This is a genomic window from Paraburkholderia sp. SEWSISQ10-3 4, from assembly GCF_030464785.1.
Classification (GTDB): Bacteria; Pseudomonadota; Gammaproteobacteria; order Burkholderiales; family Burkholderiaceae; genus Paraburkholderia; species Paraburkholderia aspalathi.
In genome coordinates this window covers 24,080-42,115 of record NZ_JALPRI010000009.1, presented here as the reverse complement: position 1 = coordinate 42,115, position 18,036 = coordinate 24,080, and the positions used below count along the sequence as shown (strand labels likewise).

The 18,036-nt window shown below is 62.5% G+C and carries 13 protein-coding genes; 5 read left to right on the top strand and 8 right to left on the bottom strand.

Annotated features, from left to right (window positions below; genetic code table 11):
- Positions 1-11 precede the first annotated feature (11 nt).
- Positions 12-1,013 (top strand): hypothetical protein, encoded by a 1,002-nt coding sequence (locus M0D68_RS18775; RefSeq protein ID WP_266224928.1) that lies wholly within the window; start codon positions 12-14, stop codon positions 1,011-1,013.
- Between the two features lie 58 nt (positions 1,014-1,071).
- Here M0D68_RS18775 and M0D68_RS18770 read toward each other — a convergent pair whose 3' ends face one another.
- Both M0D68_RS18770 and M0D68_RS18765 read right to left on the bottom strand, forming a co-directional pair.
- Entirely contained in the window at positions 1,072-2,151 is a 1,080-nt protein-coding gene (locus M0D68_RS18770; protein ID WP_211702984.1) for a glycosyltransferase, read from the bottom strand.
- A complete protein-coding gene (locus tag M0D68_RS18765; protein WP_200622023.1) occupies positions 2,151-3,404 on the bottom strand; it encodes an oligosaccharide flippase family protein in 1,254 nt (417 codons plus the stop codon). The genes M0D68_RS18770 and M0D68_RS18765 overlap by 1 nt, the downstream gene beginning before the upstream one ends.
- 349 nt (positions 3,405-3,753) lie before the next feature.
- Here M0D68_RS18765 and M0D68_RS18760 point away from each other — a divergent pair, with 349 nt between their 5' ends.
- Positions 3,754-4,944 carry a glycosyltransferase gene (locus M0D68_RS18760; RefSeq protein ID WP_200622021.1) on the top strand — a complete coding sequence of 397 codons (1,191 nt, stop codon included), beginning with the start codon at positions 3,754-3,756 and terminating at the stop codon, positions 4,942-4,944.
- A gap of 104 nt (positions 4,945-5,048) precedes the next feature.
- On the opposite strand, the gene M0D68_RS18755 is transcribed toward M0D68_RS18760, so the two are convergent.
- Entirely contained in the window at positions 5,049-6,197 is a 1,149-nt protein-coding gene (locus M0D68_RS18755; RefSeq protein WP_200652335.1) for an acyltransferase, read from the bottom strand.
- A 282-nt stretch (positions 6,198-6,479) separates the two neighbouring features.
- Here M0D68_RS18755 and M0D68_RS18750 point away from each other — a divergent pair, with 282 nt between their 5' ends.
- The gene (locus M0D68_RS18750; RefSeq protein ID WP_211708297.1) at positions 6,480-7,973 is read left to right on the top strand and encodes an O-antigen ligase; all 1,494 of its coding nucleotides are present in this window, start codon (positions 6,480-6,482) and stop codon (positions 7,971-7,973) included.
- Positions 7,970-9,187, top strand: a complete 1,218-nt coding sequence (locus tag M0D68_RS18745; protein WP_266224926.1) for a glycosyltransferase — start codon at positions 7,970-7,972, stop codon at positions 9,185-9,187. The genes M0D68_RS18750 and M0D68_RS18745 overlap by 4 nt, the downstream gene beginning before the upstream one ends.
- Before the next feature lie 114 nt (positions 9,188-9,301).
- On the opposite strand, the gene M0D68_RS18740 is transcribed toward M0D68_RS18745, so the two are convergent.
- From M0D68_RS18740 to M0D68_RS18730, 3 genes are all read right to left on the bottom strand, one after another.
- Positions 9,302-11,722 (bottom strand): glycoside hydrolase N-terminal domain-containing protein, encoded by a 2,421-nt coding sequence (locus tag M0D68_RS18740; RefSeq protein ID WP_266224925.1) that lies wholly within the window; start codon positions 11,720-11,722, stop codon positions 9,302-9,304.
- Between the two features lie 420 nt (positions 11,723-12,142).
- Complete coding sequence (locus M0D68_RS18735; protein WP_093636511.1) at positions 12,143-13,885, bottom strand: FAD-dependent oxidoreductase; 1,743 nt, start codon at positions 13,883-13,885, stop codon at positions 12,143-12,145.
- Positions 13,886-14,092: 207 nt separating this feature from the next.
- Positions 14,093-14,713, bottom strand: a complete 621-nt coding sequence (locus M0D68_RS18730) for a putative colanic acid biosynthesis acetyltransferase (RefSeq protein ID WP_093636513.1) — start codon at positions 14,711-14,713, stop codon at positions 14,093-14,095.
- Positions 14,714-14,889: 176 nt separating this feature from the next.
- Here M0D68_RS18730 and M0D68_RS18725 point away from each other — a divergent pair, with 176 nt between their 5' ends.
- Positions 14,890-15,387, top strand: a complete 498-nt coding sequence (locus M0D68_RS18725) for a hypothetical protein (RefSeq protein ID WP_093636516.1) — start codon at positions 14,890-14,892, stop codon at positions 15,385-15,387.
- Between the two features lie 31 nt (positions 15,388-15,418).
- On the opposite strand, the gene M0D68_RS18720 is transcribed toward M0D68_RS18725, so the two are convergent.
- Together M0D68_RS18720 and M0D68_RS18715 are read right to left on the bottom strand one after the other, a co-directional pair.
- Positions 15,419-16,768 (bottom strand): glycosyltransferase WbuB, encoded by a 1,350-nt coding sequence (locus M0D68_RS18720; RefSeq protein WP_093636519.1) that lies wholly within the window; start codon positions 16,766-16,768, stop codon positions 15,419-15,421.
- Positions 16,769-16,823: 55 nt separating this feature from the next.
- Positions 16,824-17,966: a glycosyltransferase family 4 protein gene (locus M0D68_RS18715; RefSeq protein ID WP_093636522.1), complete on the bottom strand. Its 1,143-nt coding sequence runs from the start codon at positions 17,964-17,966 to the stop codon at positions 16,824-16,826.
- Positions 17,967-18,036: the final 70 nt, after the last annotated feature.

The window sequence follows — 18,036 nt, the reverse complement described above, 5'->3', positions numbered from 1 at the left end:
GCGAAACGGCAATGCTTAGCGACGTTACTTCCGATCAGCATGATTACCCCCAATGCGAGCACTGCGGTGCGTCGCTAGCCGGTCGCTTTACGCCATGCACCGAGTGCGGCGCGCGTCCGGTCGATTCGCTCGGCGCGCGCCGCACGCCGCCTCCCTCCTTGAAAATACCGCTGGGCGACCCTCAGCCGATGCTGGCCACCCGGCTCATGACGCCGCGAATCTGGCGCCCGTCTTCGAGAGCGCTAACCGATCCGTATTCCGTCATTAGCGAGACACCGGTCGCCGCCCCCGTCGTGCACAGGCTGCGCCAGCCGCTCGTGCTCAGCGTCTCGATGCTGCTTGTGGCGTCCGCCGTGTACCTGGGCTTCATTCACACCAACGACTCGGACGACGGCACCCCTATCGCGGTGTCCGGCAAAGTGAAGACCCAGCACGTCAAGCCGCCGGTTGTCGTCGCTCAGCGGTCCGCACCGGTCTTCGTTGCTCAACGGCCCGTGAAGCCCGCGCCCGTGCGATCGGCCCCGGTCCCGCCAATCGCTGCGCCGCCGGCGCCGCGGCACGTAGTAACTGCGTCGGCCGAGGCGAAGCGCAACCCGGGTGGCCAGACTTACAACCCATCCGTCAAACCTAACGTAGACGCTTCAAAGCAGATCAGGTCCGCTCGCGCCAATCTGCAGCAGAACAATCTGTCGGCGGCGAAAGCGCGCCTGGTGGCAGCCATGGCGGCCCAGCCGGACAACCCCGACGCGCTGCGCATGCGCGAAACCGTGACCGCGCGTGAACAACAGCGGGACGCACTTTTGAGCGTGGCGCGAGGTTGTGGCTATGTCGCACGATGGGCGTGCGTCTGGCACAAAGCCGGCGACGCGCTGCAGGTCGACTCAAGCAGCAAGGAAGCCCAACGCCTGTTGACTCTCGCGATGCGCGAGTCCGAACTGGCAAGCGCGTGGCCGTCGACACCCGCGCCCGAATCGACGCCCGACGAACGCGGCCTCTCAATCAGCCACCATTGAAAGTCGGGGGTTCCGGCGCAAGCAACAGGCCGGAAACAGGCAGGGTCAAACCGAAGAACTATCGGGCCGGCACGGCGAGACGGCTGCTGACCTGATGCGCGATTGCCCGATAACGGGCCGCCGTATCCCTGAGCGTCAGACCGGCAAGCGAGCGTTGCGCCCGCGCCTGCCCTAGCGCCGCGACCACGGCATCCGCATAGCACGGCACATCGTCCGTATCGACTAACTGCACACCGGGAAAGCCGTTCGCGAAGGCAAACGACGGAATCCGGCTCGCGACGATCGGGATACCGGAAGCCAACGCTTCAAGAAACGCGACGCTGTGCGCCTCGGAACGCGAGGGCATGACAAACACGTTCGACTCTGACAGCACGCTCGCCACATCGGTACGCGGACCGGCCACCACGACGCGGTGCGCGATCCCCAACTCCTGCGCGAGGCCAATGACAGTGCGCTGATACTCCGGATCTTCGACCACGCCGTACAAGACGAGGCGCGCGTCCGCCACCTGCTCGAGCACCTGGCCGAAGGCACGCACCGTCAGAAGCTGATTCTTCACCGACGCATACCGCCCGATCTGCACGACCTGAGGTGCCCGGCCGTTGTGCGCGGCGCCGTCCGTGAACGCGAAGCGGCCGAGGTCGACCCCGTTGGGCACCACGGTCATCGCAGGATGCGGTCCGATGGCCTGCACGTAATCGGTCATGCCTTGTTGCGACACGCTGATCACGACCCGGGCACGTCCGGACAGAATGTGCTCGACGCGCCTGAACAATGGCCGCTCGAAATCGTTGGTCGCCGAATGCATGACGTAGACGACCGGCACTCGCAGCGGCAACGCGCGCGCATAAAACGAAGGGATCGTGGCGTGCGCGAAAATCACGTCCGGTTTAAATCGCCGCACCGTGAAGAACAGATTCCACAGTTTGCCCGCGAGGCGCCTGCGCCGTGAAGGAAACCAGCACTGCACACCATGCCGCTGCAGCTCGTCCTGCAAGGGCAGGAATTCGGCGTGCACAGGCAACAGCGAGGCCATGCATACGGCCATGCCTTCGGCGCTCTGATCGATAGCGAGATCCTTGGCGAGGACTTCGGCGCCCGACAAACGCGGCGCCAGAACCAGATGTAAAACGCGCATCACGAAGTCCTTGCGGTCAGCGTTCTGAACAGCATCCACGCCGCGGCGCAGCCAAGGCCAAGGGTCATGGACCAGGCAATACCCGTCACGCCCCACCAGTGAACCGCTGCAGGCACGCTTGCCAGCAGCACGACAACCTGAATCAGCGACGCATGCACCGTCGCCTTCGCGTCACCCACCGCGCGCAGATAAGCAACCAGCACGGCAATCAACGCGCCGATCGCCATATTGATCACCAGAATCCTGAACAGCGGCACCGCAGGCAACCAGGCCGCGCCGAGAATCAGCGAGAAGAGCGGCTCGGCGATCAACCTCAGCACCGCGACGAACCCCGTCAGCCCGATCGCGATCACGAGCAGATAAATCTTGATCAACCGCGATGCGGCCTGCGGACTCCGCCGATGGCGTGCCGCGAAGGTGGGAAAGAGGTATTGCGACATCGCGATAGCGGCGTCGGCGAGCAGCATCTGCGCGAGCCGCGACGACATCTGATAGCCACCGAGTTGCGCCGGGCCGAGCAGTTTGCCGACTACGACCTTGTCGAACTGGTTGAGCAGCAGGTTGATCACGCTGCTCGCCCAGATCCAGCGGCTGAAGCCGACGTAATGACCGATACCCGACCACACGGCGCGCATCGGCGGACGCGGTTTCATCGTCGCCCAGGTCAGGATGCTTTTCAGGCTCTCGCCGGCCACGAGGCCGAGCAACACCGAAGCCGCACCGGCGCCGAAATACGCGAGCCCCAGTCCGACCGAACAATCGACAAAGGCCGCCCCGACCTCGACGCCGGCAATATGCTGGAAGCGCCGTTCGCGCTGCACGAGGTAGTAGGTGGGCGAGGCGAGACCGCGTAACAGCGGCAGCAGCGCGGCAAGCTGAATCAGCACCAGTGAGCCGTTCAGATGGAACTGACTGCTCAACAATGGTGCAAGCGCAACCAGCAGCAGTGAGATGAGCACGCCGCGCGCAGTCAGCGTCGTCCACACCGCGCCGAGTTGTGAACGCGACGGTGGATGTTCGCCTTGAATGACCGCCTGCGCGAGACCGGTGTCCGACAACGCCTCGGCAATCGCCACCGCGAGCAAAGCCACGCTCACGCTGCCGATCGCCGCCGGCCCGAGCATCCGGCCGATCGCAAGAAATTTGATCGCTACAAGTCCACGCACAGCGAACTGCTGCAATAGCACCCACGTCGCCGCGCTCGCGCCGAAGCTGGCCGCTATCGAGAGCGCCGGAAGCCTGATCGCCCGCAAGCTGTTTCTCCGTCGAATCGGAGCGCCGTTGAGTCGGCCATAAGCAGCGATTCAATACATCGCTGCGAAACGCCGCCGGCGCATAAATTGTTAGATTGCACCAGCAAGCTGGCGAGTTTTTTCATCGAATTCCATATACGACCTTACAGCGAGAGAATCGGCAACAACCGCCATCAGCTAGGTCAGTTCAGCCGAAGCCATTGCGCGCTAGTACGTTTACCCACAGAACGGGTCAAATAGACGGATTCACTGACGCCGCCGATGCTAACGTTGTTCAGCTAGCGCCTCAGACAGCCGGCGCAAGGGTGCTTTTCCACAACGCATTCGACCACTGAAGACCACTGAATCGATGGAACAAGACTACGTCCTGATTGTGGAACCCAACCTCACCGGCCACCGCTGGCGCTATGTCGAATGGACCATGCAGGCCTGCACGGAAGCCGGCTATCCGTGCATTCTCGCCACGGAATCCGCCAACGAGGACCACCGGCTCGCGAGGCAGATCGTCGCCGCGAACCGCGCGGATCTGCAGATCGCGTTCGTCGATCCCGAGGAGCGGCCCCGCGGGCTGTTGCCCCAGTCGAACCAGTATTCGCGCTTTCACCGCTATTTCAAGCGCGTGCATCGCATCGTCAGCCACGCGCAGCCGATCAGGCTGGTGGTCGTGCCCTATGTCGATTACTTCTTCTATGGATTGCCGTTTCTCGGTTCGCCGTTTCGCAAGACACCGTGGATCGGCATCACGATGCGCTCGACTTTCCATCATCACAAGGTCGGCATCAAGTCGCCGGATCGGCCGATTGTGAATGCCGTCAAGGCGCTCCTTTTCAAGCGTGCAATCCGCTCTGCCGGGCTGCGCACACTGCTGACGATCGACCCGACTCTGCCGGAATGGGCCGCACACAACACTTCAAAAAACAGCGCCGCGGTCGCCTATGTCGCGGACCCGTTTCCGGACGAGCGTGCGGAAAATCCCGTGCTGGCCCGTGAGCGTCTCGGGCTGGACCCCACGCAACGTTATCTGCTGGTGTACGGCTCGATCACCGAACGAAAGGGCATCTACGAACTGGTCCACGCGTTGACGCGTCTGGAGCATGCGCCCACGCTGATCGTTGCCGGTGAGCAGGATGCGGGCACGCGCCATTTCATGCGCAATCATGTGCGCAGCCTCACGCCCGCGCCGCTGGTACTCGACTCGTTCATTGCAAACGACGTGGAGCGCGATCTGTTCTCCGCCTGCGACGCAGTCTGGCTAGGCTACAAGGGACACTACGGCATGAGCGGCGTGCTCGTGCAGGCGTACCGCTTCGGCAAGCCCGTCATTGCAACGGAAGATGGACTGATCGGCTGGTTCAGCCGGCGCTGCGAACTGGGGCCGATTCTGAAGGACCTGAGCTCCGCCTCGATCGGCAAGGCGATCACCGAGACCATGACCTCGTGGCCGCACGAACCCGAGGCCGTTCCGGCCGCACGCGAAGATCTGCTGTCACGGCATACGCTCGGGCAATTCAAGCAGACCTTGTTGCAGCAGATGGCCTGATAGCCTGATCCGGCAACACGCCTTCTTCGAGACACCCTCACTTCGGCAGAAACTCAGAGCGCCTGGCGCGAGGCCAGGCCGCTCATGGTTGAACTTGAACGTACTCAGGACAACTGGCCGCCAGCAACAGGCACTTCTTCCCGCACCGAGCTGTTGCGCTTTGCCGGGAACAGGGCATTGCGCATCAGCAGGAACGGATACTCGATCGCGCGCGTGGTCACGTAGCCGATCGCAATCGCGAACGCAAACTGCGCGGCAAGCGCCACGATCCAGATGACGCTCGGCGCGAGACCCATGGCGGTCATTTTTCGAATCAGCATGTCGCCCGGGGCGAGCGCAAGCGAATGCCACAGGTAAATACCGTACGAATAGAGGCCGATCCAGGCAATCCCGCGATACACCCACGACGTCTTGAACGATCCGGAATACTCCAGCACGAACACGATCAGTGCGGCAAAACCGAGCGCCTGAATCGTATAGCCGATGCTTTCGTCGAGCGCGATGTGTTTCGTCGCAAGGGCAAGCCACGCGCACAGCACCACGACGCTGGCGATCAGCAGCCATTTGCGCTTCGCGATCTGATGATAGACGCCCGGTTTCATCCAGTAGATCGCGGACAGAATCACGCCGACCAGCAGACTGTCGATGCGGTATTGCGTGTACGCGAATGCTCCTTCCAGGTTACCGCCCGCCACCGCGAAGCAGCGCGCGGTGAGCACCACCGCGCAGATTCCCGTGAGCACGCCGACGATCGTCCACGCACTGAGGCGCCAGCGCGCGAACAGCAACAGTAGTGCCGGCAGGACGAGATAAAAGTGTTCTTCGACTGCGAGGCTCCAGGTCTGCGTAATCGAGGTGCCCAGATAGTTCTGCAGGTGGGTCAGGTTCTGGACCAGAAAGGTATTCCACGGATGGCGCCCGGCCAGCACATGAAACGCGATCAACACGTAATACGCGGGCCAGATGCGGAAAATCCGCCGGACAATAAAGCGCTTGGCGTCGACGTTACCGGTTTCGGCGTACTGTCGAAGCAACAGGCCGCCAACCAGAAAACCGCTCAGCGTAAAGAACAGATTGACGCCTTCCCGCCCGAAATTCTTCAGGGGATATTCAACGATCTCAATCAGGAAATTGCCGGTCTGAACGGCATGAAAGTGAAACCCCATCACCATGATAATGGCGATGCCCCGCACGAAATCCAGCTCGATGGCTCGCCCGGCTGTTGAGGGTCTCGCCCCGCCGAATAATTTCATGTTGTTCTCCCCTGTCACCATTCGTGGGCGCATGTCCCTTTTTGCATCTTCGGTGGCGGCACGCGTGCGTGCGCGCCAACATCAAGGCATTGGCCGACAACATCAGCAAGTGTGCGCGCGTCTTGCAGGGAGCGCCCTTGCCACTGTCGCCAGAACCCAGGCAAACGGCGACGAAAAGGGGTGCGCAGAGCGGCCACGCGGGGATATTCCCGCACAATGACCCGATGCGAGACCGTCCGCTTTAGACCGACGGCGGATCGACAGCACGGGGAGGAATCAGCAATGCGCCATCAGTATGCGACGCTCTGGATATGGTTATTTCTGTTACCGCTTGCGCTGGACTATAAAGCGCCCGACGCCAACGTAGGCCACTTCGTCCAGTTCATATTCGTCATTCCCGTGATCGCCGCGGGGCTCGCTCTCGCCCTGATCGCGCCACGCTTTCACAACGGCTCGCGGCTGCGCTCGGTGGTCACCTTTAGCGTGCTGCTATGCGTGCTCGGCAGCATCGTCGCCCAGTTTGTTCAGGATAACGACACCGGCAACTATCTGCGCGTTCTTCTGCCGTTCCTGCTGTTTTTGCTGGGCTATCTCGTAGCCTGCCGTCCGTGGAGCGAATACAGAATCACGCAGTTCGAGAAAGCGCTGTTTGTCGCCAACGTGATCTGTCTCCTGTTTACCTTCGTCTATGGCCTCGCCACAAGCGGCGATCTCGAGGATGCGCGCTTTCGTATCATCTCGGTGACGTTGCTCGGGCTGCAAGGCGTGCTACTGCACGAATTCGTCGTCGCCAAACGCTTTTCGTTTTTCACCGTCTCAGTGTTCGCAGTCAGCGTGATCGTCGAGCTGCTGAGCGTGACGCGCAGTTTGCTGGTGGGTACGGTCCTGCTGTTCCTGATCGCCATGGCACTGAGCGCACCGTCGATCCAGCTTATCTGGCGTACGGCCGCCCGCAGCGTAATAACCGGCGCGGTGCTGGCCGGTGTAGTCGGCATCGTGGCAGTGAGTTTTCCGACTGTCACCGAGCACTGGACGCAGCGCATTTTCGCGTCCGAAGAAACCGTCACCGGCAAGGATCCAACCACGATCACCCGTCTCGCCGAGATGCGCGATCAGTATGACCAGGTGACGTCGTCGCCGGAAACGCTGCTGTTCGGCGAAGGCTACGGACACTACTACCGCTATTCCCCCGTCTATCTGCCGGACCTTGCCGGCCAGATCAGCGAGAAAGACTTTTACGCGATCAACGAATGGCCGGCGGGTCACAATTTCTGGGTCTATCAGCTCTTCGCGGGCGGACTGCTGTTCGGCATCGCCATGCCTTTGGCGAGTCTGGCCGCGCTGGTAATCTGCTTTTTCTCCTACCGCTACTGGCGCGTGGTGGTTCCCGACGCGCCCATGCTTCCGGTGCTGGGCCGCGCCATCATGCTGTTCGCCGCGCTGCCGGCTACGTCGATCGGCGGCAATCCGCTCGGGCCGCGTTTTTCCGGGCTGATATTCGGTATCGCCCTGGGCCTGATGATCGCCACGCACGCGCGCTTGCAGCGCGCACTGCCGGCTCGTGTGAAGCGCGCACCTAAGCCCCCGCATTTGCACCCGGCCGCCATGCCTGAATTGCCGGGCAGAATCCAGCCCGGCATGGGTCGCGCGGATCTCGCGACGACCCTCGGCATGTCGCACGCGGCAAGCACCGCGCCCGGCTCCAGCCAGTTCGGTGCCCTCGTGTCGCACACCACGTCGACGCGAAACACCAATCGACGGAATATCGTCCGATGAAAATTCTCCATTTGCTTGCAAGCGTCGATCCCCGCGCCGGCGGCCCGGTTGAAGGCGTTCGCCGCAGCGGCGCGGCGATGCAGGACGCTGGACACGAAATTGAAGTGGCCACCTGCGACGCGCCCGGTGACACCTACCTCGCGTCCTTTCCGTTTCCCGTCCACGCGTTTGGCCCCGTCACCAGCCGCTATAGTTATAGCGCGCAACTCGCACCGTGGATCGCGACCAACGCGAAGCGCTTCGATGCGGTCATCGTGCACGGCCTGTGGCAATACCACGGCTTCGCAGCATGGAAAGCGCTGCGTCAAAGCGACGTGCCCTATTACGTGTACGTGCACGGCATGCTCGACCCCTGGTTCAAACAGGCTTACCCGCTCAAGCATCTGAAGAAGTGGCTGTACTGGCCGTGGGCCGAATACCGCGTGCTGCGCGATGCACGCGCCGTCATCTTTACGACAGAGGAAGAGCGTACGCGTGCTCGTCAATCGTTCTGGCTGTACCGCGCGCATGAGCGCATCGTGCCGTACGGCGCGACCGTGCCGCCGCTCGACGCAGCGTCTGTGCGCGAAGCGTTCCTGCAAGCCGTGCCCGGCTTACGCGGCAAACGCATCGTGTTGTTTCTCGGCCGCGTGCACGCGAAGAAAGGCTGCGATCTGCTGATCGATGCGTTCGCGCGTATCGCCGGCCGCGACCCGTCGCTGCATCTCATGATCGCGGGTCCCGACGAGACCGGCTGGGTGGCCAGCTTGCGCGCCCAGGCTCAGGCAGCCGGCATCGCGCACCGCCTCAGCCTGCCGGGCATGCTGCAAGGCGATCTCAAGTGGGGCGCGTTCCATGCAAGCGACGTGTTCGTTCTGCCCTCGCATCAGGAGAACTTCGGCGTTGCGGTTGCCGAGGCGCTCGGCTGCGGACTGCCGGCGCTGATCTCCGACAAGGTCAACGTGTGGCGCGAGATCGAAGCGGACGGTGCGGGGATGGTGGCCGCCGATACGGTCGACGGTACGGAAAAGAATCTCGTGCGCTGGCTCGAACTCGACGACACCGCGCGCGCCGCCATGCGCGCTCAGGCAGTTCACACTTTCGAAGCGCGCTTCCGGGTCGAGACCATGGTTAGCGCATTGACCGCGCTGCTGGAAACGAAAGGCAGCATCGGCGAAACGCGCGAAAACACGCTCAGCACGCTGCGCGAAGCGACGACTCAACCAAGCCAGTGACGTTGGGATAACGGCGCGCGCCGCGAGGCGCGCACCGTCACAGGCTGCTCTTCAATACTCCTTCATCAACGGCGTCAAGGTCGAGGCTGCGATCGGCAGCGTTTCGGCATGAGGCTACCAGGAAACGGGCTGCAGTCTGCCGTCGAACTTTGCCGTGCCATTCGCAGGGATCACGACCGCACGCGAAGCGTTGCCGTAGTACAGGTTTGTCCGCGTCCCTCCCACGCTGGTGAGCTTGACGGACGACAACGCGCCATTGCTCCACGCGAGGTCCACTGCAAACCCGCCTTTCGCCCGCAGCCCCTTGACGCTTCCAGTACCCCATTGCGACGGCAACGCGGGCAGCAGCGTGATGCGATCCATCCTGCTTTGCAGCAGCATCTCCAATATCGCCGCCGGACCGCCGAAGTTCGCATCGATCTGGAATGCTGACGAGTTGCTCGACAGCGCGTAGGCGTCGAACATATTGGCAAACGTGCCGTTCACCCCGTCGTTACCCGCCGAGTAGTTCAACAGCTTCGGAATCATCGAATAGCAGGTGGCGGCATCGTGGAAATGCGCCCAGCAGGCGATGCGCCATGCCAGTCCCCAACCGAACGAGTTGAAGCCGCGCGCGGTGAGCAGGGCCTTTACACCGGCCACGAGTTTCGGATCGCTGTCGAGCGTGATGCGCTCGCCTTCAAACCACCCGATCAACGGCGACAGGTGCCGGTGCCCCGTTTCGCCGACGACGCTGTCGCTCATCCATTCCTGAAGCTGGCCGGTCGTCGGGCTCACTTTCGGCAGATAGAGGTTCGACTTCAGCGTCGCAAGTGTCTGCGCGAAATCCGCGTCCTTGCCAAGCAACTGGCTCGCCGCGACCGTGTTGGTGAACAGGTCCCAAACGAGTTCCTGCGCATAGGTAATGCCGAGCTGCTGGTGAGGTCCCTGCTCCGGCGACCAGTCCTTGTCGTCGATGAGCAGCCCCGTCGCCGGATCCCGGATCAGGCGCGCCTGCCAGAACTCGCAGGCAGATTTCATCACGGGGTAGATGTTCGCCAGATAGCGCTTGTCCAGCGTGTACTGGTAGTGATTCCACAGCGTGCGGCAATACCATGCGCTCGCCGGCGGGCTCCAGTCCCAGCCGAGCGAGCCGTAGATGCCGGTCGAAATCGCCACCGTCCAGCCCGCCACCTTGCCGTTCGAATTGCTGTAATTCACGTTGGCGGCGTCGTTGAAATGATTCCGCGTGGACTGGACCCACGACGGATATTGCCCGGTGACGTAATCGGCAAACGGCAACTGGCACTCCGGCAATCCCGCGCGATCGGCGAGCCAGTAGTTCATCTGCACGTTGATATCGGTGTGGTAGTCGGCCATCCACGGCGGATTGTTCGTCGTACTCCACAAGCCCTGCAGATTCGCAGGCATCGAGCCGCGCGACGACGAGATCGTGAGGTAGCGTCCGAACTGCACGTACATCGCTTCGAGTTCGGGATCGGCCAGCGCAGGGTTCGCTCCGCGCGCCTGCAACCGGGCCGGGATTGTCAGCGCCCTCTGCGCGGCGCTCGAGGTGCCGAGGTTCAGCTCCATGCGCCCGAAGAGACCGCGATAGTCGCGCACGTGGCGCCACAGAAGATCCCAGTAGCCCCGAGCCGCGGCGTTCGTCACGTCTGCGATCGTGGCGCTGCGCGGGTTGATGCCCGTCAGGTAACTGTCGACGTAACGCCCGGTGTAGTCGGTGCGTGCCGCAACGATGATCGTGAGCGCAGGGCAATTCTGCAGCGTAATCTGCCCAGTGGCGGAGTTGAACCGCGCGACGCCCGCATCCGGAATAACCGACAGGTACGTGGCGTACAGCTCTCCGCTACCGCCGACTGAACCCGAAAATGACAGTGCATGATTCGACTCGCCAACGGTCTGGGTACCCTGGCCGTCGATCAGCGATACGGTGCCGTTATAGGTGCCTCCATCCGAGGTGAGCCGCACGACGATCACATTGTCGGGAAAGCTGCTGAAGATCTCGCGCCGGTAGGTCCTGCCGCCGACGCTGTACTGCGTGCGCACGAGCGCATTGCTGATGTCGAGCGAGCGCTGGTAGCTCGTGGCGCCGGCGTGAGCAGGCAGATCGATATAGAGCTTGCCGAGCGACAGGTAGGTGCCCATGCCGGTTGTCGTATAGGCCAGGTCGACGACGTCCTTGCTGCCCGACCATAGCGTGATCTCGTTCAGGTAAAGCGCCTCCCTCTCGCTTGCGCCGCCTGCCAGCGCACCCAGACGACCATTGCCGACCGGCAGGCCCTGAAACTGGATGCTGGATTCGACGGCGGGTTGATCGTACTGGAACAGCAGCGCCTGATCGGCGGAGAGGAGCGGTGAAGCGGCTTGTGCGGAAGTGGAGAGGGAATCGGTGCTCGGGGAAGTGCCGGTTTCGCTGGCCTGTGCGGAACTGATCGCCGCATAGTTGCCGGTGCCGCCGCCTGCCACCGGCAGGATGGCGGCTGCACCGCCGAGTTTGAGGAGCCTGCGACGCTTCTGGTTTACGGACGTTTTCATCCTGTCTCCTGGTTCGCGAAGTTTCCCCGAAAAATCCACCTATAAATATTTTGTGCAAATATGCACTTAACAGGGATTCTCCAGACATTAGGCTTTTCCCTCGGTACGCGCGCAGCAAAGCGACACCGAAATTGGGCTGTCGGTCTGGCGGGGAGACATACGTGATCGGTCCGGCGAGCGTTTTGTGCATCTGCAAAACGCTCGCGGTGCACGGGTGGAAGCGCTGAAATAATCGGTAGGGAGTGAATGAACTTCAGGAGGCGTTTCCCGCTATGTGAGCAGGATGACGAAATATCGTCGCGGCAAAGCAGTCGGGCGACCGCTTTGCCGCGATGCAGGCTGCGGTCGGCAGGCTGCATCGGTCAAAATCAATATCACCGGTGACTGCGCCGCGAGGGGCGCCCTGTCACCGATTGTTCTTCACTGCTCCTTCATCAACGGCGTCAAGGTCGAGGCTGCGATCGGCAGCGTTTCGACTTGAGGCTGCTGGGTCTGCATCGACATCAGGGAACTGTTGGCGGCGTCACCCCGCGTATTGCCGACGATATCCGGCACATCGAGCTGCCGCACCAGATGACCCGCGAGGCGCAGCGCAAGCGCGGCGATCGTGATGGTCGGAAAGTTCGCGCCGACGGTTGGAAACACCGAACTGCCCGCCACATAAAAATTGCTCATGCCGTGCACTTTGCAATCGCGATCGACCACGCCTTCGCGTGGCGAATCGTGCATGCGCGTAGTGCCCATGTGATGCCACGTGCCCTCCAGTTTCGCCGGCCAGCGACGGCCTTCGAGCGGCGCGTCGAGTTCGACATCAGCAATGCCCGCCATCTGCAACTCCAGCGCGAGCAACGCGAAGGTTTTGTCGAAGGTGCGTTGCACCTGTTCGCCCAGACGCCACTCCACCTTCACGCGCGGCATGCCGAACCGGTCGCGTTTATCGGCCGACAACGTGACCCGGCTATCGGGATCGGGCACCGCTTCGACGATCGCCTGCAAGGTCACGTCGGTGATCAACGCGGGCCATTGCAACAGCCGCGTCAAACCGTAGCCTACGGTGTGCAACGGATGCGCGATCATCGTCGCGACATCGGTTTTCAGACTGCGGCCCGGCTGATCCTTCTGCAACAGCGCTTCCTTGCAGTGGATCAGCGCCTCGGACCCTGCCGTTCCTTCGCCGTACCAGCGCGAATAGAGCCACACGCGCGAATTCAGCAGCTTCTCGCGTTCCATCAACTCCTGCTTCGGCGCGAACTGTGAAGAGATCTTCGTGCCGTGCGCGGACACCGCGGCGTTCTGATAGTGATACTTGATGTCGTACAGCTTATTGCGTGCGTTGCCCGGGCGAAAACGCACCTTGCCGGACATCATCCGCGGATGATCCATGAAGTAGCGGCCTACCAGATCGTTGGCATTGCCGAGACCCGCCGCCTGCACGTTGTTCGAAGCAAGCAGAAGCCGCGCATTCTCGATGCCGCCCGTGGCAAGCACGAAAATCCTCGCGGTCACCGTCATCTTGCGTCCGCTGATGGTCGCCACCTGAAGCCGCGAAACGGACGTGCCGTCAGCGTCGGCGTCGATATTCTGCACATTCGCATACAGAAACACGCGCACCCGCGCCGAGCGTGAGAGTTCGTCACGATAGGCCTTGCCGAAACGCACAGGCGGGCTGAATTGCGCGACGGTATCGCGCATATCGCCGGTCGCAAGCGGTATGCGGCGCACGTCATGGCGTCCGATCTCGCGCTCCCAGTAGGCAGGGTCGAAATTCTGCGGGCCGAGCTTCAGCAGTTCATGCGTACGCGCGTAGTACGGCGCCAGTTCGTCGAGTCCGAACGGCCAGCCGCTGTGCGGAATCCAGTCGCGCTTGTCGAAGTCCCACGGATCCAGCGGGCGGCACCAGCCGCCCCAGCAGTTGCTGCTGCCGCCGAAATAACGGCTGCGCGAGCCGTCCGCGAACGAATAGGGAAGTCCGACGTTTTCGCCGCGATAGAGGTCGCGGGTTTCGTCATCAGGCCCGAAGCCCCCGCTTTCGAGCATGCAGGTGTCGACCCCGGCCCTCGACATCTCCAACGCAAGCGTAATGCCGGCCACACCTCCGCCGATGATGCAGACCGTCGTTTCAATGACCGTATTGTGTTCAACAGTGCGAGTATCGATGAACATCCCTACTCCCATCTTCTTCATGCATGTCTGAGTGCGTCAAACCGGCTACTTATCCAACCGGGGCTGGCAAGCAAACCACGCACACGTCGTTGCCGAACGCATCTCCGGCGTCGCCGCAGGTGTCGATCAAAGGCATCGATCGACATTCCGGCTTGTCAACGACCTGGCCTCCTCAGCGTACAAACGCTGCGGTTCTCTCTCTGTGCTTCAGGTCACGGAATCGAAACGGTTCCGGATAAAACGACATGGATTTCCGCCATACACACCCTCTGGATCAAGCGAACGATGCACGACAGACAAGGGCGTCACTACGGCCGACCGGCCGATCGTCACACCCATCTGCACAACACATTTCGACGTGATCCAGACACCGTCCTCGATGACGATCGGCGCGACGCGCAGATCCATCGTCGTGCTCATATCGTGAGAGCCGGCACTGAGGAACGTCCCCTGGGAAATGCAGACATTCGAGCCGATGCGGATTAGCGCCTGGTTGTAGATCCAGACGTCGACGCCGAACCAGCAGTTATCCCCTACCTCCAGGTTCCACGGCGACTTCACGCGCAATGGATGCACGAAGCGGCAACCCGTGCCGATCTTCGCGCCGAAGAGGCGTAATAGCGCAACGCGGACCGACGAGAGCGGCAGCAGTTTGTTGTTGATGAGGCAGGCTTCCACGACAAACCAGATGAGCTCGATCAGGGCGCCGCGCTTCGCGCGATAGTTCCCCTTTCCAGCCAGACTGAGATCGATGACACGGCCATCCTCGCGAACGCCTTCGACTTCCGGCATACGCCCGATCTGCGGATCGTCGGCAGCGTTACCCATCAGATTTCTCCAGACCACGAACGGCAATCGACATACCCGCGCATCACGCTTACATTATGTTTCGACTCCTTACTGAACCCGCCTTCATGGCCGTACGAGCAAGCGTTTTGGCGGCTGCACGCGTACCGGTTGGCGCACGATAGCTCTATTGCGACCGCATCTTCCTGGGGCATCCGATGACCATTCCGTTCCGGCACATAACACCCGCTCTGCTTCTCGCCATCGCGACCTATGCCGTACCGGCGCTCGCGCAGAACGCAGCAGCGCCCGCGCCCGCTGCACCGGCTCTTGCCGCTACCGCTGCGACCAGCTACGGCACCCCCGCTCCTGCAGCGCGCGCCAAGCCGCGGGCGGCGAATCGCAACAGCGAAACGCAGTTGCTCGGCGCTCCACGCGACTACGGCTCGCCAGACGCGCAGCAAGGCAATACCGCCGACGCCCAGCAGGCAGCCCTGCTCGACGAACAACGCATGACGGTGCTGGGCGGAGCGCAGCCTGCCGTGCGCAAGCAGCCCAACAAGGCGCAGGCCGCCGGCAACGGTAAGGTGCGCGTGGCCGGCCAGCCGGGCGGTACGAATGCAGCCGAGCGCCTGATGCCCGATGGCGCGGCGAAAACCACTTACGCCGATCCGTTCGATGCGGGCAAGCACGCCGTCTACAAATCCCCGTGGTGATATCGCATTCATGAGATGGCCGCGTGCCGGATCAATCCGGCGCGGCTTCCTCCGTTGTAGCCGGCTTGCGCCGCCGGGCCACCGTGGCTGACGGCCTCGGGCCGCCGAAATACGGCGTCTCCACGTTCGTATGCTTGCCACGCGCATTCGTGCCACATGTGTCACAAATCAGGGTCGCGAGCCGCGCTTCGAAGGTACCGATCGTCGACTCCGGCGATAGCGCGCGCTCCGCATAATCGCGTGCCGCCTTACCCAACGCCGCACGGCGTTCGGGATCGCTTGCCAGCACCGTGATCGCTGCCGCCAACGCCTTGACGTTATCCGGCGGCACGATCACGCCGCGCGGCACCACTGCGTCGTAGAGAGCCGTGCCGCGCCGCGCCATCGCCACCACAGCGCGCCCGCTCGCGAACATGCCGGTGAGCTTCGACGGCATCACCAGATCCGCGGCGTCGCCACGTTGCGGCAGCACATGAATGTCGGCGAGATTGAGCAACTCGTTCAAACGTTCCACGGGTTGCAGCGGAATGAACACGCAGTTCGTCAATCCTGCGCAGCGCTGGAGCAAACTCTCTTTCGCCGCGCCGCTGCCACAGAAAACGAAGGTGAGGTCGGTACGTGCAGCGAGCGATGCCGCCGCATCGGCGAGCGTTTCGATACCCTGTTTCGCGCCCATGTTGCCCGAGTACAGCACCACCTTCTGGCCAGCCGGAATGCCCAGCAGGCGCCGATAGTCGCTCGCGCGCGTCAGCGGAAAGATGGTCGCTACGTCGACCCAATTGGGCAGACACACAACCCGCGAAGGCTTAACGCCCTTGACCACCGCGCGCGCACTCATCTGCGGCGTAATCGACGACACGGTATCGAAGCGGCGCAGCAGCGTGCTTTCGATCCAGCGCGCCACGCGTGCTGCGAGCGAGCTTTTCAGAAGACCCAAATCGAAAGCGGCATCGACCTCGAAGTCCTGAATATGCAGCCACGTACTCGCGCCCGCGAGACGCGCGAGCGCCAGCGTAGCGGGCGCGCACATCAGGGTCGGCGCGATCAGCATCGCGGCATCGGGGCGCCATAGCATCTGCCGGGCGAGCAGCGGCAACGAACTCACCGCGAAGCTCGCCAGATGCAGCATCCGCTTCAGCCCGCTCGGACGCGCCGGCACCCATAGCGGCGCGCGCCAGATCGTCACGCCGTCGCGCGTTTCGTGCTGATACCGCCATGACACATAGTCCGCCGCTACGCGCCACTCAGGGTAATAAGGGGGCGCGCACACCACGCGAACCTCGTGGCCACGCCTCGCCAGAAGCACGGCCATCTCTGCGGTGTACTTACCCACCCCCGTCAGTTCGGGCGCGTAATTGATGCCGTAGATCAGGATCTTCATTGTGACTGCCAGGACGAGTTAGAGCTTCGCATGCGCGACGGGGCCGTGAGGCGCCTCAGTCGCTCAGCATTAGCGCACAGCCACGCGCGATATTGGCGGCGGCAGAAGGCGGATCGAAACGGCGAATCACATCCATGCAACGGCGCGCCGTGCCGCCGGCGTCGGCGAATGCCTCCATCGCCTTGAGCATCGTGCGCTGCAATCCGGCGACATCGCCTGCCGTGAATGCATAGCCGCTCACGCCATCGATCACCAGTTCCGGCACACAACCGCAACTCTCGCTGACCACCGCGGGGCAACCATGCGCGAGCGCCTCGTTGACGACGAGTCCCCACGGTTCGCTATAGCTCGGCAGCACCATGCAGGTCGCGCCGTAATATTCGCGAGTGAGCGGCTCGTCCTGCAAACTGCCGGCGAAAGTGACGGCGTCGCCCAGTTCCAGATCGGCCACCTTCGCCTGCAGCGCGTCCGCCATCGGCCCCGTGCCGACAATGCGCAACTTCGCTGCAGGAATGCGGCGCCGCAACCCGGCGAACGCCTCGATCAGCGTGCCGATGCCCTTCTCTTCCGAGAGACGGCCGACGTACAGAAACACCGGCTGATTGCCGGCGCGTGCCGCGACCCGCTCGACCAGCGCACGCTCCGGCGAAAACGATCCAGGCATTGCCGCGGCCTGGCACGGCACGAAAATCTTGTCGCGCTTCGCGCCGAGTGACTCGAGATACTCGCGGCTACGTTCGCCGAAACCGAAATAGCCATCACAGAGTGAAAAGAACACGCGCTTCGGAATCGAAGTCAGCAATTTTTTAGGCCGGTCGCGCGCGGTCGAATCGCAGAACACCGCGCGCCGCTTGCCGGTCACGATGCACGCCGCCAGCATCGCCCAGTATTCCGGACGGTGGTAGCCCGGCAGGACGATCAGATCCGACTTCGTCCGCAACACTTCCCACGTGAGCCGCGCGATCATCTTCATCGTCGGCACATCTTCGTAGCAACCGTCGAACAGCTTCTGCATCGGATAGCGATGGTAGGAATAGTCGACGTCCGAAAAACCAACCCGGTCGTGCTCCGTATCCGCAATCTGCACCATCGAGTAGCGAATCGCGCCGGATGCCGAGATCTTATGCAAGGCGGAAAACACGACACCCTTGTGACGCGACCATACGACGTTGTGGAAGATCGTGACTGACGCAGTCATTTTTATGCCACTCCTCGAAAATCGTCCCTGTGTGCGCTGCACGCTATTCGTGCGAAACGCTCCACGCGCT

Bases quoted from the DNA above. Each gene is read 5' to 3' on its own strand.
- M0D68_RS18740 (WP_266224925.1), bottom strand. From the start codon at position 11,722: ATGAAAACGTCCGTAAACCAGAAGCGTCGCAGGCTCCTCAAACTCGGC.
- M0D68_RS18755 (WP_200652335.1), bottom strand. From the start codon at position 6,197: ATGAAATTATTCGGCGGGGCGAGACCCTCAACAGCCGGGCGAGCCATC.
- M0D68_RS18760 (WP_200622021.1), top strand. From the start codon at position 3,754: ATGGAACAAGACTACGTCCTGATTGTGGAACCCAACCTCACCGGCCAC.
- M0D68_RS18715 (WP_093636522.1), bottom strand. From the start codon at position 17,966: ATGACTGCGTCAGTCACGATCTTCCACAACGTCGTATGGTCGCGTCAC.
- M0D68_RS18730 (WP_093636513.1), bottom strand. From the start codon at position 14,713: ATGGGTAACGCTGCCGACGATCCGCAGATCGGGCGTATGCCGGAAGTC.
- M0D68_RS18735 (WP_093636511.1), bottom strand. From the start codon at position 13,885: ATGTTCATCGATACTCGCACTGTTGAACACAATACGGTCATTGAAACG.
- M0D68_RS18770 (WP_211702984.1), bottom strand. From the start codon at position 2,151: ATGCGCGTTTTACATCTGGTTCTGGCGCCGCGTTTGTCGGGCGCCGAA.
- M0D68_RS18775 (WP_266224928.1), top strand. From the start codon at position 12: ATGCTTAGCGACGTTACTTCCGATCAGCATGATTACCCCCAATGCGAG.
- M0D68_RS18750 (WP_211708297.1), top strand. From the start codon at position 6,480: ATGCGCCATCAGTATGCGACGCTCTGGATATGGTTATTTCTGTTACCG.
- M0D68_RS18720 (WP_093636519.1), bottom strand. From the start codon at position 16,768: ATGAAGATCCTGATCTACGGCATCAATTACGCGCCCGAACTGACGGGG.
- M0D68_RS18745 (WP_266224926.1), top strand. From the start codon at position 7,970: ATGAAAATTCTCCATTTGCTTGCAAGCGTCGATCCCCGCGCCGGCGGC.
- M0D68_RS18725 (WP_093636516.1), top strand. From the start codon at position 14,890: ATGACCATTCCGTTCCGGCACATAACACCCGCTCTGCTTCTCGCCATC.